Raw genomic sequence first — 21,859 nt, forward strand, 5'->3', positions numbered from 1 at the left:
CACACATGAAAAAACTTCGCAAACTGATGATCGCCCTGGCTGCCGGCGCTGCCTGCCTGACGACGACGGGCACCTTCGCCCAGGACAAGGAGCAGTTCATTCCCGTGCTGTCCTACCGGACCGGCGCCTACGCACCCAACGGTGCGCCGTGGGCCAACGGCTTCGTGGACTATCTCAAGCTGATCAATGCGCGCGGCGGCCTCAACGGCGTGAAGCTCACTTTCGAGGAGTGCGAAACCGGCTACGACACAGCGCGCGGCGTCGAGTGCTACGAGCGCCTGAAGGGCAAGGGCGGTGGCGCCTCCTTCGTGCAACCGCTGTCCACCGGCGCGACCTTCGCCATCACCGAGAAGGCCCCGGCCGACAAGATCCCGGTGGTGACCATCGGCTACGGCCGCAGCGAGAGCGCCGACGGCACGGTGTTCAAGTGGAACTTCCCGATCGCGGGCACCTACTGGGTGGCCGCCGACGCCATCCTCCAGGCCATCGCCAAGAAGGAAGGCGGGCTCGACAAGCTCAAGGGCAAGAAGATCGCGCTGGTCTATCACGACAGCCCCTACGGCAAGGAGCCGATCCCGCTGCTGCAGGAGCGCGCGAAGATGCACGGCTTCGACGTGCTGCTGCTGCCGGTGACGCACCCCGGCGTGGAACAGAAGGCGACCTGGCTGCAGGTGCGCCAGAACCGGCCGGACTACGTGCTGCTGTGGGGATGGGGCGTGATGAACTCCACCGCACTGAAGGAAGCGCAAGCCACGGGCTACCCGCGCGAGAAGATGTACGGCGTGTGGTGGTCGGGCTCGGAGCCCGACGTGAAGGACGTGGCCGACGGTGCCAAGGGCTACAACGCGGTGACCATGCAGCACGGCGCGGAGCCGCAATCCAAGGTGGTCAAGGACATCCTGATCCAGGTGCACGACAAGGGCCAGGGCACGGGACCGAAGGGCGATGTCGGCCAGGTGCTCTACATGCGCGGCGCCATGAGCGCGATGCTCGGCGTGGAAGGCATCCGAGCAGCACAGGAGCGTTTCGGCAAGGGCAAGGTCATGACGGGCGAACAGGTGCGCTGGGGCCTGGAGAACCTGAACCTGACGCAGGCCAAGCTCGACGCGCTGGGCTTCGCGGGCGTGATGCGGCCGATCAGCACCTCGTGCGTCGACCACATGGGTGCATCGTGGGCGCGCATCCACACCTGGGACGGCAAGGAGTGGAAGTTCAGCTCCGACTGGCTGCAGGCCGACGAGCAGGTGATCAAGCCGCTGGTCAGGAGCACGGCCGCCAAGTACGCCGCCGACAAGAAGCTCACGGCGCGCACGCCCGCGGAATGCCAGTCCTGACGAAGCACAGCCCATGAGCGCAGCGAACATCGTTCTCAACGTCAACGGCATCGAGGTCATCTACAACCACGTGATCCTGGTGCTCAAGGGCGTTTCGCTCCAGGTGCCCGAGGGCGGCATCGTGGCGCTGCTCGGCGGCAACGGCGCGGGCAAGACGACCACGCTGCGCGCGGTGTCGAACCTGCTGGCCGGCGAGCGCGGCGCGGTGACCAAGGGAACGATCGAGCTGCGCGGCGAGCGCATCGAGGCGCTCACACCGGCCGAGCTGGTCAAGCGCGGACTGATCCAGGTGATGGAGGGACGCCACTGCTTCGCCCACCTGACGATCGAGGACAACCTGATGACCGGCGCGTACACGCGCACCGATGGCAAGGCCGCCGTCGCCGAGACGCTGGAGAAGGTCTACGCCTACTTCCCGCGGCTGAAGACGCGCCGCGCTTCGCAGGCCGCCTACACCTCGGGCGGCGAGCAGCAGATGTGCGCCATCGGCCGCGCGCTGATGGCCAACCCGAACATGGTGCTGCTCGACGAGCCTTCCATGGGGCTGGCGCCGCAGATCGTCGAAGAGGTGTTCGGCATCGTGAAGGACCTGAACGAGAAGGAGCGCGTGACCTTTCTTCTGGCCGAGCAGAACACCAACATGGCGCTGCGCTATGCCGACTACGGCTACATCCTCGAGAACGGCCGCATCGTGATGGACGGCGAGGCGCAGAGCCTGCGCGAGAATGAGGACGTCAAGGAGTTCTATCTCGGCGTCGGCGGCGCGGACCGCAAGAGCTTTCGTGATGTCAAGAGTTACAAGCGGCGCAAGAGGTGGCTCGCATGACCGATTTCTACGACAAGCTGGAAGTGCGCGATCCGGGTGAGCGTGAGCAGGACTTGCTGGCCGCGCTGCCCAAGCAGATTGCGCAGGCGCAGACCGCGGCGCCGGCCTTCGCGAAGATCCTCGACGGCATCAACGCTCGCGATATCACGAGCCGCGACGCCTTGGCGAAGCTGCCCGTCACGCGCAAGTCCGAGCTGCTCGACTTGCAGAAGGCGCACCGCGCGAACGATCCCTTCGGCGGTTTCGCGGCGATCCACTTCGGGCCGCGCATGACGCGCGTGTTCGCCAGCCCCGGCACCATCTACGAACCCGAGGGCGAGGCGCGCGACTACTGGCGCACTGCGCGCGCGCTGCATGCCGCGGGCTTTCGCGGCGGCGACCTGGTGCACAACTGCTTCAGCTACCACATGACGCCGGCCGGCGCGCTCATGGAAAGCGGCGCGCGTGCGCTCGGCTGCACCGTGTTCGCGGGCGGCACGGGACAGACCGAGCAGCAGGTGGAAGCGATCGCGGATCTCAAGCCCGCGGGCTATGTGGGCACGCCGAGCTTCCTGAAGATCATCCTCGAGAAGGCGGCCGAGAAGAAGGTCGCGCTGCCCTCGATGACCAAGGCGCTGGTGTCGGGCGAGGCCTTCCCGCCCAGCCTGCGCGACTGGATCGCCGAGCGCGGCGTGGCCGGCACGCAGTGCTACGCGACGGCCGACCTGGGCCTGGTGGCCTACGAGACCTCGGCGCGCGAAGGCCTGGTGCTCGACGAGGGCGTGATCGTGGAGATCGTGCGTCCGGGCACCGGCGACCCGGTGCCCGAGGGCGAGGTCGGCGAGATCGTCGTCACCACGCTGAACCCCGACTACCCGCTGATCCGCTTCGGCACCGGCGACCTCTCGGCCGTGCTGCCGGGGCATTGCCCCACGGGCCGCACCAACACCCGCATCAAGGGCTGGCTCGGCCGCGCCGACCAGACCACCAAGGTGCGCGGCATGTTCGTGCATCCGGGCCAGGTGGCGGAGATCGCGCGGCGCTTCCCGGAAGTGCAGCGCGCACGGCTGGTGGTCGAAGGCGAGATGGGCGACGACCGCATGACGCTCAGGCTCGAATGCGCTGCGGCCGCGCAAGGCCTGGCGGAGCGCGTGGCCGAGGCCATCCGCGATATCACCAAGCTGCGCGGCACGGTCGAATTCCTGGCGCCGGGCAGCCTGCCCAACGACGGCAAGGTGATCGAGGACGCGCGCAGCTACCGTTGATACGGAACGCCCGGCTGCGCTGCGATCGGCTTGCCGACATCGACGAAGGCGCGGCGGCGCAACGCTCGCGGCATGCTCCTTGCAACGCCGGGAGCTCGTTACGATTCTTGCGATGACCCACGCCTTCTTCCAGCCGCCCAGCACCCCGCGCTTCGCGCTGCGCAATCTGCGTGCGCCCCGCTGCCTCGTCCAGGCCGATGTACCGACCGGGGCCGACGATGAACTCGCACCCATCGACCTGCTGGTGGACCACGGCCGCATTGCCGCCATCGAGCCCGCCGGCACCCTGCCGGCCGAACTCGGCCCCGATCTCGACGCATCGATGCTGCTGCCGGGCATGGTCGACTGCCACACGCACCTGGACAAGGGCCACATCTGGCCGCGCCAGGCCAATCCCACCGGCGATGGCGCTGGCGCCTCGATGGCCACGCAGCGCGACCGCAACGCGCGCTGGCATGCCGAGGACGTACGCCGGCGCATGGAGTTCGGCCTCGCCACCGCTTATGCCAAGGGCGTGGTCGCGATCCGCACGCACCTCGATTCGCTGGCGCCGCAGGCCGCGATCTCGTTTCCCGTGTTCCGCGAGCTGCGCGAGCGCTGGGCCGGACGCGTCGAGCTGCAGGCGTCGTCGATCGCGCCGCTCGACATCTTCCTGACCGAAGAAGGCCGCCAGCTCGCCGACATCGTCGCCGAGAGCGGCGGCCGGCTGGGTTGCGTGACGCGTTCGGGCGCCTACCCCGGCGACCCGATGCCGCCGGACCTGGACGCGGCGCTCGTGCGCGTGTTCGAACTCGCCGCCGAGCGCGGGCTCGACCTCGACCTGCACGTCGACGAATCCACCGATCCGCGCTCGCGCGCGCTGATCCGCGTCGCGCACACCGCGGTGGCGCAGGACTTCGCCGGCCGCATCCTGTGCGGCCACTGCACCGCACTCGCGTTGCAGACCGACGAGTTCATCGAAGAGACCATCGCGGCCTGCAAGGACGCCGGCATCGACATCGTGAGCCTGCCCACGGTCAACATGTACCTGCAGGACCGCAGCCAGGAAGCGCGCACGCCGCGCTGGCGCGGCGTGACGGTGCTGCACGAGATGAAGGCACGCGGCCTGCGCGTGGCGGTGGCCGGCGACAACTGCCGCGATCCCTTCTATGCCTACGGCGACCACGACATGCTCGACACCTTCACCCAGGCAGTGAAGATCCTGCACCTGGACCATCCGCTTTCCGACTGGATCCGCGCCGCCACCGAGACGCCGGCCGCGATCATGGGCACCGCCCACGGCGTGCTGAAGGCCGGCGCTGTGGCCGACCTGCTGGTCCTCAAGGCGCGCAGCTATTCCGAGATGCTCGCGCGCACGCAATTCGACCGCACGGTGCTGCGCGCCGGCCGCGCGATCGACACGCGCTTGCCGGACTACAGGCTGCTCGACGACCTCATGCGCGCCTGAACAGCGGCCCGCCCCAGGGCGGCGAAACCCTACACGCGCCGTCAGGCGGCACTGACGTTCCCGGCACGGTGCGGCGCAATCATGAAAGCTCCAGCAACCCTCCTCGCGGAGGCAACCAAGGAGTATTTTCATCATGGCAATGGACACCGGAATTCTGGCCGCCGACGAGGTGGTCGACGTGCTGAACGACCTGATCGAGAACGCGCGCGACGGCGAATACGGCTTTCGCACCTGCGCCGAGGAAGTGAAATCGGCCAGCCTGAAGCAGCTGTTCAACGACCGCGCCGCGTCCTGCGGCCAGGCGGCCAGCGAACTGGCGCAGTTGATCCTGGGCTACGGCGGCAAGCCGGCCGAAGGCGGCACCGCCAGCGGCGCGGTGCACCGCGGCTGGGTGCATGTGAAGGGCCTGGTGGGCGCCAACAGCGAGCTCTCGATGCTCGAGGAATGCGAACGCGGCGAAGACGCGGCCGTGGCGCGCTACCGCAAGGCCTTGAAGCAAAACCTGCCGGCCGATGCGCGCGCGGTGGTCGAGCGCCAAGCCGAGGGCGCCCAGCGCAACCACGACCAGATCAAGCTGCTGCGCGACGAGGCGCGCGCGCGCCGCTGACCGACGGGGCTGCACGGCGCGCCCAAGGCGCTCCACAATGTCGGCGCCATGGCCTATTCGCGCCGCATCGTTTTCGAGAGTGCCTTGCTGAGCTGGCAGCAGCTGACGCTCGCCGCGCCCGACCCTGCGTGGAGCGACAGCTACCGGGTCGACGGCCCGCGCCTGCTGCTGCCGCTATCAGCCTGCTTCGAGTGCCATATCGGCTCCCACGGATTCGTTTGCGATCCGGCGTCCGCTCTGTGGCTCTCCCCGTCGCAGCGCTACCGCCTCCGTCGGCCCTGGGCGGACCAGCGCAGCGCGCTGCTGATCGTCGGCGAGGACCTCGGCCCGTCGGGCCGATCGCCGCTTCCGCTCGCGGTGCATCTGCAGATGGCCGGCTGGTCGCAGGCGCTGGCGGCGCAGCAGCTCGAGCGGCTGGATATCGATGAACGGCTGGCCGCCGTCGTGCGCGCGCTGGTGCCCACGACCGGCGAGGCGTCGATGCGGCGTCCGCACCGCGCCGTCGAACGGGCTCGCGAATACATCGCCGCCGAGCCGCAGCGAGACGACACCCTCACGGAGATCGCCAGGGCGGCAAACTGTTCGGCATTCCACCTGGCGCGACGCTTACGGCTGCAAACCGGCCTGAGCCTGCACGGCTTTCGCACGCGGCTGCGAATGACGCTGGCGCTCGACCGGCTGCGGCAGGGCGAGCGCAACCTGAGCGCACTGGCCGCGGAACTCGGCTATGCCAGCCACAGCCACTTCACGGGCGTGTTCCGCCGCAGCTTCGGCCTCACGCCGAGCCGAATGCGCACGAATCTGGCAGCGCCCGCACTTCGCTGACCCGACACTGCCGGCTTCGCAGCTGCCTGTGGAGCCGATCTTGTTGCACCCTTCCCGTCTCGCTGCCGGCATGCTGGCCGGCGTCGCCGCCGCGCTGGTCGGCGGCGCATGGCAGGTCGTGACCCGCCAGTCGACGACGACCACGATCGCTCCGCCCGACCTGGCGATCCTGCGCTACGGCATCGCCGCGCTGGTGTTGCTGCCGCTGCTGCTGCGCACCGGCCTGCTGCCGCGCGGCGTGCCGCGCCGGTTGTTGGCCGGCACGGTGATCGGCGCCGGGCTGCCCTTCGGGCTCATCGCGATGACCGGAACGATGTTTGCGCCCACTGCCCACATGGGCGTTCTGATGGCGGGCGCCTCGCCGCTCTTCGCCGCCGTATTCGCGTGGGTTCTCTGGCGCGAACGCCCCGACCGCTGGCGCACGCTCGGCCTCGCGTGCATGGCCCTGGGCGTGGCCCTGCTCGGCAGCAAGCTCGGCACGGCGGGGCACGCCGGCGCATGGCGGGGCGATCTGATGTTCCTGCTGGCCGCCGCGTTGTGGGCCGGCTTCACGCTCTCGTTCCGGCAGAGCGGCCTCGGCGCATGGCAGGGCGCCGCGCTGGTCAACGCCTGGTCGACGCTGCTCCTGTTGCCATGGCTCGGGTGGCTCGGGTGGCGCGGCAGCGAGATCCACCTTTTCGATGCGCCGGTTCGCGATCTGCTGTGGCAGGCCCTGTGGCAGGGCGTGCTCGCCGGGCTGCTGGGGCTGTGGTTTTTCGCGGCCGCCATCGCACGGCTGGGCGCTGCACGGGCGGCGGCCTTCGGCGCGCTGGCGCCCGTGGTCTCGGCGCTGGGCGGGTGGTGGTGGCTCGGCGATCGGTTGACTGCGGTCGATGCCCTGGCGGTGGCCAGCGCCGTGCTGGGCGTCGCGCTCGCCAGCGGCGGGATTCCCGGCCGGGGGGATGTGCCGCGTCAATAGTTCGCCATCGGGCGGGCCCGACCCCGGAGCATGAAGCGGGGGACGTGGCTGGCGACGGATGGCGGGTGGTTGTAGGATGAAATTGGGCGCTGCTGACGAGGTCGGCTTCTCCTTGGTGCAACAAGCCCGTTCAATAGTTGGACCCGCAGTCCTGCGAGCACCCCGGAATGTGGCAGAGGGCGGCGACGTCCCGAAGCACGCTTAGTAGAGTTCGATGACGAGGACTGCCTGCGGCGCCCATCAACCGTCAGGAGGTTCTCATGCAAGTGCTTTACACGCGCTGTGCGGGCCTGGACGTGCACAAGGACACCATCGTGGCCTGCGTGCGGTGCGTCTCGCCGCCCATGCACCAGGAGGTGCGCAGCTTCGGCACCACGACTGCCCAGTTGCTCGAACTGGCCGATTGGCTGGCCGAGCACGACTGCACCCACGTGGCGATGGAGGCCACCGGCGTGTACTGGAAGCCGGTGTGGCATGTGCTGGAGGCCGAGTTCGAGTTGGTGCTGGCCAACGCCGCGCACATTCGCAACGTGCCCGGGCGCAAGACGGACGTCAACGACGCGATGTGGATTGCCGATCTGCTGGCGCACGGCCTCATTCGCTCCAGCTTCGTGCCGCCGCAGGCGATCCAGCAGTTGCGCGACCTCACGCGCACGCGCAAGCAACTCGTGCGGGAGGTCTCCCAGCACTCGCTGCGTATCCAGAAGGTGCTGGAGGACGCCAACCTCAAGTTGGGCAGCGTCCTGTCGGATGTACTGGGCAAGAGCGGCCGTGCGATGCTCGATGCCATCGTGGCCGGCCAGAGCGATCCGGCGCTGCTGGCCGCGCTGGCCCAGGGCACGGCGCGCAACAAGACCGCCGAGTTGCGCGAGGCGCTGCGCGGGCGCATCACCGAGCACCATCGCACGATGCTGCGGCTGCACCTGCAGGTCATCGATGCCTTGCAGCGCACGCTGGGCGAACTGGATGCGGCCGTGGGAAAAGCGCTGGCGCCGATCCGGCAGCGCGCCCGCCTGCTCACGACGATGCCCGGGGTCTCTGACCTGACGGCCAGCGTCGTGGTGGCGGAGATCGGCGTGGACATGTCGCGCTTCCCCACTGCCGGCCATCTGATCTCCTGGGCCGGACTGTGTCCACGCAGCGACGAGAGCGCCGGCAAGCGCCGATCCACCCGCGTGCGCAAGAGCGGCACCTGGATCAAGACCACCCTGGTGACTGCCGCCTGGGCCGCGGTGCGCGTGAAGACCAGCTACCTGCGTGCGCAGTTCCTGCGTATCAAGGCACGTCGCGGAGCCAAGAAGGCCATCCTCGCCGTGGCCGCTTCCATGCTCACTGCCGCGTACCACATGCTTCGCGACGGCACCGAGTACAGCGACTTGGGTAGCGAATACCTCGACCGCCACGACCGATCCAAAATCATCCGCCGCTTGATCAAGCGCCTTCAAGACCTCGGCTGCGAGCTTCCTGTGGTTGCTCATACGGGATAGCGCTTCTTAGTAGCGTGAATGCGCGTCGGCCTGATTACGACGGACGGCCGGGTAATACCAATGGCCACTACCGACAGCAGACGGGCCTGAACACAATCGCCGCAGCGAACTCTGGGAGAAAGCGATGCAACCTGCCGTTGAAATCACCAAGCGCGGCGACAGAAACTTCAACTCGTATGTCGGGATCGGCGACGGCACACGGCGCTACGAGCGCGAAGGCCTGCCCTCGGTGGCCGAATGCCTGCAGGACGCGGCGGCTGCGCTGGGCGCCGAATTCAGCTACGCCACCATCACCTACGACAACGTCATGATCGGCAGCTATCCGGTCGCGGTCATGGGACACCGCGCCGTCGAGGTTGCCGACGAACTCCTGGTGAAGCGCTCCAACCGGCGCATCCAGTACGCCTGAGCGCGCTTGCGCGGGTGCGTCGCGCGTCCAGGACATCTCTTTTCGCCCACCTGCTATGACGATGCGGTGGAGATCCTCCACCGGGCAACCACCAAGGTTTCGATGTCATGCACGTGGCGCCCCGTCGCTCGCGCAACAGCCTCGCGGTAGGGTGGCATGTTGGTGCACTCGAGCACGATGTCTTCGACCGAGGGAAACAGATTCACAAGGCGCCGTGCGGCGTCGACCACGTTCCTGCGCGCTTCGACAAGATCGAGCCGATCTTCGTTGTTGAGTATGCGCCGGTGGAACTCGCATCCTGGCTCCACGCCCTGCACAGGCGTCGCCTCCGGAACGCCGACCGCCTCGAGAATGCTTGCGTTCAACGCAGCCGCGTCGAAGGTGACGATACCGGGACGCGCGAACTCCCGGCAATGCAACAGGCTCGAGGTGAAGACCGGCACGGGCACTGCTTCGGCCAGCGTGTTCTGGTAGGCGGCCAGGAAACCGCAGCTGGTCGTGACCATCGCGGCACCCTCCTCGACCAGCTGCAAGGCGGCGTCGACGAATGGTCGAAGCAACGCGGGATCTGCCTCCTTCACGATCCGTCGGGGTGACGCCCCCTCGACAACCCGGAAACGAACCGGAATGCCGTTGCGGCTGAAGGTCTCCGGATTGCCGATGTCGCCAGGCGGCCGCGGGAACCGCGTATCGAGCATCAGAACACCAAGGAATCTGTCAGGGCTGGGGGTCATTTCTGGCTGGGATGGCTATCCGCTTTTCGAGACGGTGCTGCGACGATCGATCTTTCGACTGAGCACGATGGAGGTGTGTGTCTGGTTGATGCCGTCGATCTGACCCAGCTGATCGAGCAGCTTGTCCAACTGTTCAGGCGTTTCGCACCGGAGAAGGACCATGTAGTCGAACTGGCCGCTCACGGCCCAGACCTCCTCCACCTCGGGCAGACGCTCGAGCGCCTTGATGACCGCCGGCGCAGCCTTGGCGTTGACGCTGAGCCCGCAGAACGCTCGAACCGCCGCTTGCTCGAGCCGCTGGCCGAGGCGAACCCCATAGCCCGAGACGACGCCCTCCCGCTCCAGTCGCGCGATTCGCGCGACCACCGTGGTCCTGGCTATCTTCAGCTTGCGCGCCAGGTTGGCCGCCGGCTCGCGGGCATTGGCCTGCAGCAAGGTCAGAAGGTGGCGATCAAGGTCATCGAGTCGTAGGTCCATGGGCGGCCTTGCAGCGGAGATCAGCGATTGTGGCGCGGCCGAGCAGGTGCTCGTGGGTCTACAGGAAGCGCAGCGCCTCTTCAAGGCGCGACACCCCGATCGCGATGCCCGCCTCGTCTTGGCTGGCGAACGAGAGTCGAAAGGTCGCGTTGTCCGCTTCTTGCGCATAGAAGGCAGACCCCGGCACAAAGAGCACACTGCGCTCGATGGCCGCCTTGAGCCATTCAGCCGTATCGACCCCCGGCGCGCGACCCCAGACGAACATGCCGCCGCCCGGCGCGGTGAACTCGATGCGGTCGCCCAACTGCAGGTTCAAAGCTCGCACCAATGCCTTGGCGCGCTTGCCGTAGATGGAGCGCAGCCGGGGCAGGTTCTCGGCGAAGAGCCCCTGGGCCAGGTACGCAGCCGCGGCCGCCTGCGTCAGCGTCGACGCGTGCATGTCGTCGGTCTGCTTGGCGAGCACGCACGCGCGTCGCAGCTCTGCCGGCCCCAGCATCCAGCCGAGCCTCAGGCCCGGCGCAAGCGTCTTCGAGAGGCTCGACAGGTAGGTCACTACGCGTTCGGCACCATCGACCGCATGCCGCATCGAATAGAGGGAGGGCGGAGGAGCCTGGTCGAACCAGAGGTCGCCATAGGGGTCGTCCTCGATCACGAGGCATCGATGCCGAACCGCCAGTTTCAGCAACTCGCGCCGTCGGCCTTCCCCGAGGGTGCGGCCGCTCGGATTGCCGAACGTGGGTACGGTGTAGAGGGCCTTGGGCTTCAGCCGGATCAGCGCCCGTTCCAGATCCTCGAGAACGAGTCCCTCGTCATCGGTGGCGACCTGATGGATGGCTGCGCCTGCGAAGCGGAAGGCGGAGATCGCGGCCGGGTACGTGGGCGCCTCGACCAGGACAGTGTCGTCCTTGGACAAGAGCGTGCGCGCCAGCAAATCGATCCCTTGCTGCGAGCCGCTCAAGGTCAGGACTTCGCCGGGTTCCACGGTGATACCGCGCGAATTGGACAGTCGCGCCAGTTCCGTGCGGAGGGCAATGGCGCCCTCGGTGCCGCCGTATTCGAGCGCGCTTGCGAATGCAGGTCCGCTCAGGCTGCTGAAGATCTTCTGCAATCCGCTGGAATCCATCAGTTCGGGCGCTGGGTACCCGCCGGCCAGCGAGATCATCCCAGGCAGTTCCGTGAAGCGCTTCAACTCGCGTATGGGGGACCCCGGTGCATTGGCGTAGCGATCATTGACGAATGAGATGTGGGTCATTTGCTTCCTTCAATCGAGCCGAACGTTCCCGAGTCGGCCCTGGGGGTCGAGCTGGGCATGAAGTGCGCCAGCCAGCGCGCGCGTCGGCTGATCGGTGAAGCACCGGTAGAAAGCCTGGTTGTAGGGGCCGACTCCATGCTCGGCGCTGAAGCTTCCGTCGAACTCCTCGACGACAACTTGGTACAGCTTCGAGCGCAGCCGAACAATGGCATCGACGCTGGTCTCCGGAGCAACGACGATGTTGAGATGCACCCCGCCGTCGCCCAAGTGACCGAAATCGCACACAAGGGCGGACGCAACTTCGGCGGCGATCAGCTCCACGGAACACGCGCGAAATGCGGCAAAGCGCGAGCGACTGACGGACACGTCGAAGGCGACGAGCTTCCCGAGCGCCTGCACCGATTCGCTGATGGCATGGCGGATCCGCCAAAGACGTTCTGGCTTGTCCACCACGGCGTCCAGCATCCCTGGGCGCTCGATCTGCGTCTCGAGCCAGCCCATAAGAATCGACTCCAGGTCGAGCCCGGAGGCCTTCGATACCGCGCTCGACACCTCCAGCAGGACGGCATACGGCGGCGCGACCGGGAAAGGGGCAGACACGCCCGGAAGATGCTCGACGGCTGCAGTCAACGCGCTGCCGGACATACCTTCGAACGCGCTCACGAACTCGCCGAGCGCATCCTCGAAAGAGCAAAGAATCTCCATAGCCACTTCCGCGGAATCGACCGCAACGAGCGCAGCGGCGGTTTGCCGCTGAACAGGATGGAGCTTCAGCGTGGCATGAGTCACGACGCCGAAGGCACCGAAGGTGCCCGTCATCAGCTGGGTCCAATCGAGACCGGTATTGTTCTTGCGTAATCCGCGCGTCGATCCGACACGTGCGCCCGGCGGATTCGCGAGAACCCCAGCAATGGCCAGCACGTTCTCGCGAACACCGCCATAGCGGATCAGTCTCGAACCTCCAGTGTTGGTGGCCGCCATCCCGCCAATGGACGGATCCGCACCGAGATCGATTGGAAAGGTCAGACCATGCTCGGCGGCGGCGCGGTTGACGTCCGACAGCCGGTACCCGGCAGCCACGACCGCGCTTCGATTGACCGGGTCGATCTCCAATCTGTCTCGCAAGCGCTGTGTGGACAGCACCCATTGCGTGCCGCTGCCGCTCGGCGTGGCCGCTCCGACGAGGCCCGTGGCAGCGCCCTGGACAACGAAGGACGCATCTGCGCCGACGAGTTCCTGGACCACCCATGCCAGCTCTTCGGCGCTTGCCGGCCGCACCACGGCACGCGCGATGCCCCGCCCGTGTCGAGCGGAGGCTTCAAATGGCGCCTTGTCGCCCGCGTCCGTCAGAAGTCCCTGCACACCCAATCGGCTGGCCAGCCTGTCGATGAGGCCATGGTCCGGTGCTTGCGCCGCAACGGAAGAATGATGGGTTTCCGAGTTCATGGCGTTCAGTTCGACGCCATGACCGGTACGTTGGCCAGTTCGCGCCTGCACTCTTCGAGTGAGGCTGCTTGCGCGGCCTCGTACAAGGCGAACTCGTTCATGACGCTCGTGCCCAACGCGGTTTCGAAGGCTTCCCGGTTGCCGCCGGCGACGTAGTGCGCGGCTCCTTCCGATCCCAGGTTCGAGCGGAAAATGCCTGCGGCGCTGACAGGGAGGAAGTCCTCGTACACGAGCGGCTCCGCACGCACCAGGCTCTGGTCCAGAAGCTCGTCGACGCTCGCGTTCGCCGATACCGGCCTCGAACGGACCAGGTTGCGTCGGTCGACCGAATAACGGAAATATGCAAGTCCCGCCCGCTGCAGCGCCCGTGCATCATCCGGGAAGGCTTCGAAGACTCGCGCCAGAGCCGATGCCCTCGACCCTGCATCGCGCCCGGCCTCCAAAGAGGCTTTCAATAGATCGTCGTAGAGCGCACGCCCTTTGGGCGTGAGCGCGCAACCGCGCTGTTCGATCTCGCCGAACCGGGCCGTGTGGGTGCCGTCAGCGCCTTCGGCTCCCTGGAAGCGGATCGGCTCTTCCAGGGCGAGAAAGCTCGTTTGGCGCAACAGGATCGGGCACTTGCGCTTCGGCGGACCTTCGATCGCGTCTTTCGCGCGGATGCCCTTCTCCAGCATCGCCGCCTGCGCCTGGTCGATGTCGAGCACGCGGGGGGTCAGATGGTTGATATGCGGCCCCTTGAAACACACCACATCGGCGATGAGCGGATGCGACGCTCTCAGCTGCCGATAAGTCTCGATGTCGACGGTCGCCTCGCTGTGCCAGCGAAAGGTCTCGAGCGCCTGCGCGACGAACTCTTGCGTGTCCCGGCCGGACAGGCCGCCGTCGCGCTCCGCGCGGTCAATGAGCTCGAGGCAACGCGGCGTGAAGATGCTGCGCCCGACGAGGATCTTCGCGGCACGCTCGCGCAGCGCGGCGTCGCCGATCAAGTCCAGACGCAAGAGCGACGTGAACACCCGGAAAGGGTTTCGCTTGAGCGAAGAATCTTCGACGGGACGGAAGGCTGTCGCGTGCACCGGAACGCCGGCCACCGAAAGGTCGTAGTAGCCGACCGCTCGCATGCCCATGACGGCGAACAAGCGGCGCATGACCGCGAGCTCCTCGACGGTCCCGAGACGAATCGCGCCGTGACGCTCCACGTCCAGGCGATCGTGCTGGCCGGCCTCACGCAGGCGGTCGGCGAGCTCCTTGCTCTCTTGCAGCACCTCGGCATTGATATCGGCGACGAGATCGAGCAGGGCACCGTACTGAGGCACCTCGGTTTTGTACATGCCGGACAGTGCCCGCGAAAACAATGTACGGATGTCGTCGGGTTCCACAAAAGCGTTCGTCTTCATGGGCGGTTCCTGTGAAGAATTCGGAGGGGTAACTATCGTCAAAAGGGCGAGCGATTGATAGCGATATGTTGGAACGATTTCATGTCAAAATGGAATCAACTCGCTCAGCAGGCGCGCACGCTGTATATAGGGCAGCCCTTCAACCTATTGCGCATTGATCATCATGTTCAGACGAGAATTTCTTCCCTCCATGGCGCAGCTCATGGCGTTCGAAAGCGCTGCACGCCATGCAAGCGTTTCGCGCGCAGCACAGGAACTCCATCTCACGCAAAGTGCGATCTCGCGCCAGATCAAGCAGCTGGAGGATCAGCTCGGCACAGCACTCTTTCATCGCGTGCGTCAGCGCATCGTGCTGACGGATGCGGGCCGCGTCTATGCGGCGGAGCTGCGCGCAGGCCTTGAGACAATGTCGAACGCCACCCAGCGCGTGATGACCATGGGCGGCATCGGCGAGGTTCTCAATCTGGCCGTGCTGCCGACGTTCGGGACGCGATGGCTCATTCCCCGGATGAGGCGCTTCGCTGCGCTGCAGCCTGGCGTCACGGTCAATTTCGCGTCAAGAACGGAACCCTTCGACTTTGCGCGCGAGCCCTTCGACGCGGCCATCCACTTCGGCGTCGACTTCTGGCCGGGCGCCTCCTGCGATTACCTTCTCGGCGAAAGCGTCGTCCCTGTTTGCAGTCCTGAGTTCAAGCGCCGCAGCGGCATTCACACCCGCGAGGATCTTGCGGGTCAGTGCCTCCTTCACCAATCGTCGCGGCCCATGCAGTGGGCGGAATGGTTCGAGCAGGTCAAGATCGCGGCGCCGCATGCCATGCGCGGCCCGCGCTTCGAGCAATTCGCAATGCTCGCGCAGGCCGCGGCGAATGGACTCGGGGTGGCGCTGGTACCCAAGTTTCTCGTCGAGGAAGAGCTCGCATCCGATCGATTGATCGTCCTGTTCCGTGAGGCGCTGATCACCCAGCGGGCCTACTACGTCGTCGTTCCAGAGACCGGCGCAGAAAATCGCCTTGTGCTGGCATTTCGGGACTGGCTCGTTGGCGAGGCCGCCGCGGCGCGGCCGCGCGGCCAGACGAAATCACGCGAGCCAGCTGCGGCCGTCGTACGCTGAAACCTCGATGGCGCGGCCCGCTGTCGCGACCTCGCCGACGCAATTCAGGTTCACGTTCACCTGTTCAGGCGCCGAGCGCGGGTTGCAGTGCGTGTGGATGCCACAGTGCCGACAGAAGTAATGATTGGCGCGTAGCGTGCCGAAGCGATACACGGACAGCTCGTCTGCTCCCGACTTCAGAACGAAGCGCTCCGCCGTGACCCGGTGATGCAGTGCAGCCTTGCGCACGCAATAGCTGCAGTTGCAGCGCACACCCTTGGTGAGATCCGAAGAAAAACAGAAGCGGACCGCACCGCAGTGGCATTGCCCAGGGTGCCAGGACAGTCGCGCCTCCACGCTCATGCCAACGCAGCGTTGGCAGACTCCGACGCCTTGAATCGCCCGAGAAAGGCGCGCGTCGATTCCTGCCGCGGGTTGTCGATCACAACGCTCGGCGGGCCGCATTCCGCGACAACGCCGTCGCGCATGAAGATCACCTGATCGGCGACCTCTCGCGCGAAGCCGATCTCGTGCGTCACCAGGATCATCGTCATGCCTTCTTTGGCCAGGGCCTTGATGACGTTCAAGACTTCCCCGACCAGTTCCGGATCCAAGGCCGAAGTGGCTTCATCGAACAGCATGACCGTTGGCTTCATGGCGAGTGCTCGCGCGATCGCGACGCGCTGCTTCTGTCCGCCGGAAAGCTTGTCCGGGTAGTAGTCCGCTCGGTCCAGCAAACCCACCTTGGCCAGCAGCGCGCGCGCCTCGGACTCGGCTTGCGCCTTTGGCGTCTTGAGGACGGTGACCGGGCCTTCCATGACGTTCTGGAGGGCCGTCATGTGCGGAAAGAGATTGAAGTGCTGGAACACCATCCCCGTAGACGCCCTGAACCGCGCGAGCTTGCGCTCGTTGGGCAGCGCCGTGTGCGCGCCGTTGAACTCGATCGTCTGCTCGCCCACCGTGATGCGGCCACCGTTCGGGATCGACAGGAGATTGATGCAGCGCAGAAGCGTCGACTTGCCGGACCCGGACGGCCCGATCATCGCGACCACCTGACCACGCTCGATCGCGAGCGTGATGTCCTTCAGGACCACGTTCTGTCCAAAGGCCTTTTTCAGGTTGGAGATTTCGATCAGGGGACGGGACACTTCACACCTCCTTCGGGCCAGCGCCGAATTCCATGCGTTTGGCCCAGATCGTGATGGGCAGAAGAACCGCGAAGTACGTGATCGCGATGAAGGTGTAGATCTCCAGAGGACGGTAGGTGTCGTGTGCGATCACCTGACCTTGATACAGCAGGTCGGGGACGGCCAGTACGGAGAGCAGCGAAGTGTTCTTCAGCTGCATGATGGATTGGTTCATCAGCGGCGGGACCATCTTCTTGAACGCCTGAGGAAGGATGACGCGTCGCAGCAGTTGCAGGCGCGTCATGCCGAGCGCCTTCGCTGCCTCCGTTTGTCCGGCGTCGATCGAGATGATCCCCCCGCGAACGATCTCCGAGTAGAAGGCGCCGCCATAGAGCGTCAGGCAGAGCGTGGCGGCCACCATGGCCGACATCTCGATGCCAGTCAGAACAGGCAAGGCGTAGTAGAACCAGACAAGCTGAACGAGCACGGGCGTGCAGCGGAACACCTCGATGTAAGCGCGCAGTGGCGCGGTCAGCAAGGGACTGCTGGAGAGCCGGCCCAGGCCGGTCACCAAGCCAACCAACAGCCCCAGGATGACGCAGACCACCGTGAAGATCAGCGTGTACATCAGGCCGCTGAGCAACAAGCCCCGGTACTTCCACAACACGGCGAAGTCCCAGTCATACCCTGCTGCCCCGGGGACCGGACCACCGCCGGAGAAGTGCTTCATGGCCGCCCAGATGCCAGCAAGGGCGAAAAGCACCAGGAGCGCTATGCCAAGTTGAGAACGGCTCTTCGGCTCGTTCGAGGTGTCCGCGTAGTCCATGAGAATCTCCTCAGAACTTGATTTCAGGCGGGAATGCGCTTGCGGGAACGCCTGCGAGCTTCTCCATGTTCTTGAGGATCACGCCGCGGACTTCGCCCTTGCCGCGAACTTCGGACAACCAGGCGTTGACCGCCTTCTGCATGCCCGGATCCGACTCCTTGCGCAGGCCGATGCTCACCGGCGCGGTGTAGACGGGCTGCGGGATGTACATGGTGCCGATGGAGCCGCGCTTCGCGAGCAACGGCTGCGCCAGCAAGATCACGAGAATCTGGCAATCAGAGCGTCCCGCTTGCAGGGACATCGTGGCGGCGCCCGAGTTTTCCAGGCGCGTGACCTCAGCCTTGGGCAGCACGCGCGTCGCCAGTTGGTCATGACTCGAGCCGACGTCCACGACGATCTTCGTCTCGGGCGTGTTCAGCTGCTCCCAGGTCTTCTGCGGAATGCCCTTCTTGCAAACCACGGTGTACGTGTTGTCGAAGAGCGTCTCGGAGAAGTTCACAACTTCCTTGCGGGCCGGCGTCGGCGCCATGCCGAACATGGCATCGATCTTGTTGGATTGCAGGTCGAGCACGGCGTTGCCCCAGGTGGTCTCGACGTACTCGACCTTGGCCCCGAGCTTTTGTGCAAGGCTTTCCGCGAAGTCCGGTCCGAAGCCTTCCCACTTGCCACTGCTGATGCCCTTGGCGAAATACGGAACGGCGCCGGCAACCGCACCGACGCGCAGGACCTTGGTTCGTTGCACCCTTGCCAACGAGCTTTCAGGCTCTTGCGCGGAAGCCGAACCGAAAGCGCAGACGGTAGCCACGGCCACGAGAGCGCGGAAGAAGTTTCGTTTGGTAAACACGGTATCTCCAAGCAAGAAGCTCGCCATTGAAAAAAAGGAAAGAACGCTTTCCAGCTCGGGATGAAGTCTAGAAGTCAGTGCTGTCACAAACAACGTGGCACATCGTCAATACGACGAAAATCTAACGTCATACCGACAGCGTTCTCGGCGAAACGTATGCTATCTCGCCTTTCCGCGGTTTCTTAGCCGCTGACTGCCACAACGGGCGCGCAGGCCAACTTCAGACCTAAAGCTCATCAGCCTCGGCGATCTTGCGTTCGGAATGCGTCTGCGATGGACAACTTGAGGCGCATGGTGCACCAGTTGCAAGCGGCACGAGGATCTCAACCGCGACGCATCCAGCCAATCGGGAAAAACGCGAGTGGGGCGCTGCGTGCTCACACACGCTCAACCTCGCGCGCCGGCAACTCGACGAACACCCTCGTCAGTTTGACGAAGCGGCTGGCTCTTTCGACGATCTGCTCTCTACCATCTGTCAAGACTCGCTTCTACATTTTCATTCAACGGGCACACATGCTCACTGGGGAATGAAATGACGAAGCTGCAGATCGACAACGTTCTGGTTCTGGGTGCTGGCAAGGTCGGCAGCACGGTGGCGGACATGATCGCGGAGTACCACCGCTTGCCGGTCACGCTCGCCGATGTGAAGCCGGGTCGCGGTGTTGAGAGCGACACGTTGGTGCGCCGAATCGCGCTCGACGTTGAGAGCGCGAAGGATCTGGGTGCGGCGCTCTCGGCCCATTCGGTCGTGATCAACTGCCTGCCCTTCTACCTCGCGCAGCGCGTGGCCACCGAGGCTGCAAGGCGCGGCGTCCACTACTTCGACCTCACCGAGGACGTGGCTGCGACGAAGGCCATCCGAGAGATCTCGAAGGATGCGACTTCGGTCCTCATGCCGCAGAGCGGCCTGGCGCCCGGCGTGATCGGCATGCTCGGAGGCTACCTGGCCAGCCGCTTCGACGAGCTCTACGACCTGCGTCTGCGCGTCGGCGCCCTGACGCGCAACGCAACGAACAGCCTGCGGTACAACTTCACGTGGAGCATCGACGGCGTCATCAACGAGTACTGCAACCCGTGCGATGCCATCGTCAACGGCCAGCTCGTATCGGTGCAACCGATGGAGGGACACGAGACCTTCACGCTCGACGCAGAAGCGTTCGAAGCCTTCAACACGTCGGGCGGCCTGGGTACGCTGTGCGAGACCCTGAAGGGGAAGGTCAGAAACCTCGACTACAAGACCATCCGCTATCCGGGGCACCGCGCCGCGATGGACTTCCTCCTGCACGACCTGCGCCTGATCGAGCGCCGCGACCTGCTGCGCCAGGTGCTCGAGCACGCCGTCCCGCACAGCCGTGAAGACGTCGTGATCCTGTTTGCCTCGGCGTCCGGCCTGCGCGACGGCCGCTTCGAACAGGAGACGCGCGTCGGACGTGTGTTTGGTGCTCCGCTGCGCGGAAAGGACCGCACGGCCATCGAACTCACCACCGCCGCTGGCGTTGTCGGCGTGTTCGAGTTGCTGCAGCAGGGAAAGCTTCCGGCGCGCGGCTTCGTCGGCCAGGAGCAGGCCCCGCTCGAACAGTTCCTCGCGACCAGGGTCGGTCACTACTACAAGGGCCTCGGCGTCTCGTCCGCCGCCAGCGCGGCCACAGGCGAACCCGCGCACGCCTGATCAGTTCTTCGGCGGTGCCGGCATCGGGTCGGCACCGCTGCCCTCTTTCGCAATCCAAAAGTGGAGCTTCCCATGCGTGGTGCAGATGTGCTCGTGCAAATGTTGATCAACTACGGCGTCGACGTTCTCTTCGGCGTCCCCGGGGACACGAACGTTCCCTTCTATGAGGCGCTCCAGCGCCGCACGGGCGATATCGAACACGTGATGGCGCGCGACGAGCGCTCCGCCGGGTACATGGCCGACGCATACGCGCGCCTGACCGACAAGCCGGGCATCTTCGAGTGTCCGTCGGGAGCCGGCGCGATGTACTCGCTTCCTCCGGTTGCCGAGTCGAACGCCTCCTCGGTGCCTGTCATTCTCCTGACGATCGACCTCCCGCTGCCGGGCGAAGGCCGCGGCATGATCACCGAACTCGATTGCGCGAAGCTGTTCGAGCCGGTGACGAAGATGTCGGTGCAGATCAAGTCGGCGGACAAGCTCCCCGAGATCATCCGGCGCGCGTTCCGGGTCGCCTGCTCCGGAACCCCCGGTGCAGTGCACCTGCAGATCCCGGAGGACATGCTGCTCGCCGAGATCGACCCGAACACGATCTCGCTGCACGCCGAGCCCGAGTGCAAGACCTTCCCCGCATTTCCGATGGCGCCGGCTCCTGGAAAGCTGGACGAACTTTTCGGCCTGCTCAAGGCGGCGCGCAAGCCGCTGTTCGTCGCAGGCGGTGGCGTGAACCGTTCGTGCGCCGGAAGCGCTCTCACCGACATCGCGGCCAGGCTCAACGCTCCGGTCGTCAACACGATCACCGGGCAGGGCTCCTTGCCGGACGACCATGTCCTGGCCATCGGCGTCATCGGCGACAACGGCTTCCACCCCCACGCCAACCGCGCCCTGGAAGAGTCCGACCTGGTGATCTTCGTCGGCTCGCGGATGGGCTCCGTGGTCACGGTGGGGTGGACCTTCCCGAAATCGACGCTGAACAAGCGCGTGGTGCAGATCGACATCAATCCCGAGCGTCTCGCGAACAACTACGAGAACCTGCTGTCGATCGCCGGCGATGCGCAGCTCGTTCTGCAGCAGATGTTGAAAGAGACTCCCGTGGACTTCGACACGTCGAAGCACCAGAAGTGGGTCGACCACCTCAACGAGTACCGTTCGAATTTTTGGGAGCATGCCGAGTCGGTGCTGTCCCTGGACGACGTGCCGCTGCGGCCCGAGCGCGTCGTTCGCGAGTTCAACAAGCGCCTGGAGAAGTACGGCAAGGCCGTCCACATTCTTTCGGACGCCGGCACGCCGACCCCCTATATGACCCGCTTCCTGCGGATCGGCGATCGTCGCACCCGTTTCGTGATTCCCCGTGCATTCGGTGGCTTGGGTTCGGCCATCCCGGCGGTGGTCGGCGCCTGGTACGCGGACAAGAACCGGCGGCCGATCGGCATGTTCGGCGACGGGTCTTTCAACATGACCGTAGGCGAACTCGAGACGCTGGTGCGCAAGAAGGTCCCCGCGCTGATGATGCTGTTCAACAATGGCTGCTTCGGCTGGATCAAGGGGCTTCATCGCCTGAAGGGTCACGACGAGTGCTTCGGCGTCGACTTCCTGCCGCCGCGCGGCCAAGCCATTGCAGAGGCCTTCGACATCAAGGCCTGGACCGTCACGACGCCGGACGAGTTGATCGCTGCGCTGGACGAAGCTTTCGAATACGACGGCCCTTGCCTCATGGACATCCGCGTCGAATCGCTCGCCGATCGAGTGCCGCCGGTCTATTCCTGGCTCACCAAGAAGGGGCTCGACCCCCTGGCACTGCAGCCCGAAGACGTCGCCTACCTGTAAACCCGTGGGCGCGCGCAGCCGCACGCCCAGTTGCCAATG

The 21,859-nt window shown here is 65.7% G+C and carries 21 protein-coding genes; 12 read left to right on the plus strand and 9 right to left on the minus strand.

All coding sequences use genetic code 11. From position 1 onward, the window contains the following. The first annotated feature begins 5 nt into the window (after positions 1–5). From ACSQ9I_RS27665 to ACSQ9I_RS27705, 9 genes are all read left to right on the plus strand, one after another. A complete protein-coding gene (locus ACSQ9I_RS27665) occupies positions 6–1,334 on the plus strand; it encodes an ABC transporter substrate-binding protein (RefSeq protein WP_436315246.1) in 1,329 nt (442 codons plus the stop codon). 13 nt (positions 1,335–1,347) lie between these two features. Beyond that, a complete protein-coding gene (locus tag ACSQ9I_RS27670) occupies positions 1,348–2,160 on the plus strand; it encodes an ABC transporter ATP-binding protein (RefSeq protein WP_093108352.1) in 813 nt (270 codons plus the stop codon). Beyond that, a complete protein-coding gene (locus ACSQ9I_RS27675; protein ID WP_436315247.1) occupies positions 2,157–3,404 on the plus strand; it encodes a phenylacetate--CoA ligase family protein in 1,248 nt (415 codons plus the stop codon). The genes ACSQ9I_RS27670 and ACSQ9I_RS27675 overlap by 4 nt, the downstream gene beginning before the upstream one ends. A 112-nt stretch (positions 3,405–3,516) precedes the next feature. Then, complete coding sequence (locus ACSQ9I_RS27680; protein WP_436315248.1) at positions 3,517–4,851, plus strand: cytosine deaminase; 1,335 nt, start codon at positions 3,517–3,519, stop codon at positions 4,849–4,851. 133 nt (positions 4,852–4,984) lie between these two features. Next, complete coding sequence (locus ACSQ9I_RS27685; RefSeq protein WP_436315250.1) at positions 4,985–5,458, plus strand: ferritin-like domain-containing protein; 474 nt, start codon at positions 4,985–4,987, stop codon at positions 5,456–5,458. An 84-nt stretch (positions 5,459–5,542) separates the two neighbouring features. Beyond that, positions 5,543–6,283, plus strand: coding sequence for a helix-turn-helix transcriptional regulator (locus ACSQ9I_RS27690; protein ID WP_436315252.1), 741 nt, complete (start codon positions 5,543–5,545; stop codon positions 6,281–6,283). Positions 6,284–6,323: 40 nt separating this feature from the next. Then, positions 6,324–7,241: an EamA family transporter gene (locus ACSQ9I_RS27695; RefSeq protein WP_436315253.1), complete on the plus strand. Its 918-nt coding sequence runs from the start codon at positions 6,324–6,326 to the stop codon at positions 7,239–7,241. Between the two features lie 260 nt (positions 7,242–7,501). Then, on the plus strand, positions 7,502–8,728 hold the full coding sequence (locus tag ACSQ9I_RS27700) for an IS110 family transposase (protein WP_436315254.1): 1,227 nt from the start codon (positions 7,502–7,504) through the stop codon (positions 8,726–8,728). Between the two features lie 124 nt (positions 8,729–8,852). Further along, entirely contained in the window at positions 8,853–9,137 is a 285-nt protein-coding gene (locus ACSQ9I_RS27705) for a hypothetical protein (RefSeq protein WP_436315256.1), read from the plus strand. A gap of 53 nt (positions 9,138–9,190) precedes the next feature. Here ACSQ9I_RS27705 and ACSQ9I_RS27710 read toward each other — a convergent pair whose 3' ends face one another. The 5 genes from ACSQ9I_RS27710 to hglS all read right to left on the minus strand — a co-directional run bounded on the left by ACSQ9I_RS27710 (position 9,191) and on the right by hglS (position 14,440). Continuing rightward, on the minus strand, positions 9,191–9,871 hold the full coding sequence (locus tag ACSQ9I_RS27710) for an aspartate/glutamate racemase family protein (RefSeq protein WP_436315257.1): 681 nt from the start codon (positions 9,869–9,871) through the stop codon (positions 9,191–9,193). 15 nt (positions 9,872–9,886) lie between these two features. Beyond that, on the minus strand, positions 9,887–10,348 hold the full coding sequence (locus ACSQ9I_RS27715) for an Lrp/AsnC family transcriptional regulator (protein ID WP_436315258.1): 462 nt from the start codon (positions 10,346–10,348) through the stop codon (positions 9,887–9,889). Positions 10,349–10,406: 58 nt separating this feature from the next. Further along, positions 10,407–11,510 carry a PLP-dependent aminotransferase family protein gene (locus ACSQ9I_RS27720; RefSeq protein ID WP_436315259.1) on the minus strand — a complete coding sequence of 368 codons (1,104 nt, stop codon included), beginning with the start codon at positions 11,508–11,510 and terminating at the stop codon, positions 10,407–10,409. Positions 11,511–11,609: 99 nt separating this feature from the next. Beyond that, positions 11,610–13,046: an FAD-binding oxidoreductase gene (locus ACSQ9I_RS27725; RefSeq protein ID WP_436315260.1), complete on the minus strand. Its 1,437-nt coding sequence runs from the start codon at positions 13,044–13,046 to the stop codon at positions 11,610–11,612. Positions 13,047–13,051: 5 nt separating this feature from the next. Then, positions 13,052–14,440 carry a 2-oxoadipate dioxygenase/decarboxylase HglS gene (gene hglS / locus ACSQ9I_RS27730; protein WP_436315261.1) on the minus strand — a complete coding sequence of 463 codons (1,389 nt, stop codon included), beginning with the start codon at positions 14,438–14,440 and terminating at the stop codon, positions 13,052–13,054. Positions 14,441–14,603: 163 nt separating this feature from the next. Between hglS and ACSQ9I_RS27735 the strand changes: the two genes are divergently transcribed. After that, positions 14,604–15,551: a LysR family transcriptional regulator gene (locus ACSQ9I_RS27735; RefSeq protein WP_093108494.1), complete on the plus strand. Its 948-nt coding sequence runs from the start codon at positions 14,604–14,606 to the stop codon at positions 15,549–15,551. Here ACSQ9I_RS27735 and ACSQ9I_RS27740 read toward each other — a convergent pair. The 4 genes from ACSQ9I_RS27740 to ACSQ9I_RS27755 all read right to left on the minus strand — a co-directional run bounded on the left by ACSQ9I_RS27740 (position 15,519) and on the right by ACSQ9I_RS27755 (position 18,414). Further along, on the minus strand, positions 15,519–15,893 hold the full coding sequence (locus tag ACSQ9I_RS27740) for a GFA family protein (RefSeq protein ID WP_436315262.1): 375 nt from the start codon (positions 15,891–15,893) through the stop codon (positions 15,519–15,521). The genes ACSQ9I_RS27735 and ACSQ9I_RS27740 overlap by 33 nt on opposite strands. Next, complete coding sequence (locus tag ACSQ9I_RS27745) at positions 15,890–16,678, minus strand: amino acid ABC transporter ATP-binding protein (protein ID WP_436305770.1); 789 nt, start codon at positions 16,676–16,678, stop codon at positions 15,890–15,892. The genes ACSQ9I_RS27740 and ACSQ9I_RS27745 overlap by 4 nt, the downstream gene beginning before the upstream one ends. 1 nt (position 16,679) lies before the next feature. Next, positions 16,680–17,387, minus strand: a complete 708-nt coding sequence (locus tag ACSQ9I_RS27750; protein ID WP_244503918.1) for an amino acid ABC transporter permease — start codon at positions 17,385–17,387, stop codon at positions 16,680–16,682. 106 nt (positions 17,388–17,493) lie between these two features. Beyond that, the gene (locus ACSQ9I_RS27755) at positions 17,494–18,414 is read right to left on the minus strand and encodes a transporter substrate-binding domain-containing protein (protein ID WP_436315263.1); all 921 of its coding nucleotides are present in this window, start codon (positions 18,412–18,414) and stop codon (positions 17,494–17,496) included. A gap of 445 nt (positions 18,415–18,859) precedes the next feature. On the opposite strand from ACSQ9I_RS27755, the gene ACSQ9I_RS27760 reads away from it, so the two are divergent. After that, complete coding sequence (locus ACSQ9I_RS27760; RefSeq protein WP_436305772.1) at positions 18,860–19,996, plus strand: saccharopine dehydrogenase family protein; 1,137 nt, start codon at positions 18,860–18,862, stop codon at positions 19,994–19,996. A 72-nt stretch (positions 19,997–20,068) separates the two neighbouring features. Continuing rightward, the gene (locus ACSQ9I_RS27765; RefSeq protein WP_436315264.1) at positions 20,069–21,820 is read left to right on the plus strand and encodes a thiamine pyrophosphate-binding protein; all 1,752 of its coding nucleotides are present in this window, start codon (positions 20,069–20,071) and stop codon (positions 21,818–21,820) included. Positions 21,821–21,859 lie beyond the last annotated feature (39 nt).

The organism is Variovorax sp. LjRoot84 (assembly GCF_964254305.1).
Lineage (GTDB): Bacteria > Pseudomonadota > Gammaproteobacteria > Burkholderiales > Burkholderiaceae_C > Variovorax.

What these genes read in the sequence shown, in the direction of transcription:
- ACSQ9I_RS27665 (WP_436315246.1), top strand. Translation starts at nt 6, where the DNA reads ATGAAAAAACTTCGCAAACTGATGATCGCCCTGGCTGCCGGCGCTGCC.
- ACSQ9I_RS27670 (WP_093108352.1), top strand. Translation starts at nt 1,348, where the DNA reads ATGAGCGCAGCGAACATCGTTCTCAACGTCAACGGCATCGAGGTCATC.
- ACSQ9I_RS27675 (WP_436315247.1), top strand. Translation starts at nt 2,157, where the DNA reads ATGACCGATTTCTACGACAAGCTGGAAGTGCGCGATCCGGGTGAGCGT.
- ACSQ9I_RS27680 (WP_436315248.1), top strand. Translation starts at nt 3,517, where the DNA reads ATGACCCACGCCTTCTTCCAGCCGCCCAGCACCCCGCGCTTCGCGCTG.
- ACSQ9I_RS27685 (WP_436315250.1), top strand. Translation starts at nt 4,985, where the DNA reads ATGGCAATGGACACCGGAATTCTGGCCGCCGACGAGGTGGTCGACGTG.
- ACSQ9I_RS27700 (WP_436315254.1), top strand. Translation starts at nt 7,502, where the DNA reads ATGCAAGTGCTTTACACGCGCTGTGCGGGCCTGGACGTGCACAAGGAC.
- ACSQ9I_RS27705 (WP_436315256.1), top strand. Translation starts at nt 8,853, where the DNA reads ATGCAACCTGCCGTTGAAATCACCAAGCGCGGCGACAGAAACTTCAAC.
- ACSQ9I_RS27710 (WP_436315257.1), bottom strand. Translation starts at nt 9,871, where the DNA reads ATGACCCCCAGCCCTGACAGATTCCTTGGTGTTCTGATGCTCGATACG.
- ACSQ9I_RS27715 (WP_436315258.1), bottom strand. Translation starts at nt 10,348, where the DNA reads ATGGACCTACGACTCGATGACCTTGATCGCCACCTTCTGACCTTGCTG.
- ACSQ9I_RS27720 (WP_436315259.1), bottom strand. Translation starts at nt 11,510, where the DNA reads ATGATCTCGCTGGCCGGCGGGTACCCAGCGCCCGAACTGATGGATTCC.
- ACSQ9I_RS27725 (WP_436315260.1), bottom strand. Translation starts at nt 13,046, where the DNA reads ATGAACTCGGAAACCCATCATTCTTCCGTTGCGGCGCAAGCACCGGAC.
- hglS (WP_436315261.1), bottom strand. Translation starts at nt 14,440, where the DNA reads ATGAAGACGAACGCTTTTGTGGAACCCGACGACATCCGTACATTGTTT.
- ACSQ9I_RS27735 (WP_093108494.1), top strand. Translation starts at nt 14,604, where the DNA reads ATGTTCAGACGAGAATTTCTTCCCTCCATGGCGCAGCTCATGGCGTTC.
- ACSQ9I_RS27740 (WP_436315262.1), bottom strand. Translation starts at nt 15,893, where the DNA reads ATGAGCGTGGAGGCGCGACTGTCCTGGCACCCTGGGCAATGCCACTGC.
- ACSQ9I_RS27750 (WP_244503918.1), bottom strand. Translation starts at nt 17,387, where the DNA reads ATGAAGCACTTCTCCGGCGGTGGTCCGGTCCCCGGGGCAGCAGGGTAT.
- ACSQ9I_RS27760 (WP_436305772.1), top strand. Translation starts at nt 18,860, where the DNA reads ATGACGAAGCTGCAGATCGACAACGTTCTGGTTCTGGGTGCTGGCAAG.
- ACSQ9I_RS27765 (WP_436315264.1), top strand. Translation starts at nt 20,069, where the DNA reads ATGCGTGGTGCAGATGTGCTCGTGCAAATGTTGATCAACTACGGCGTC.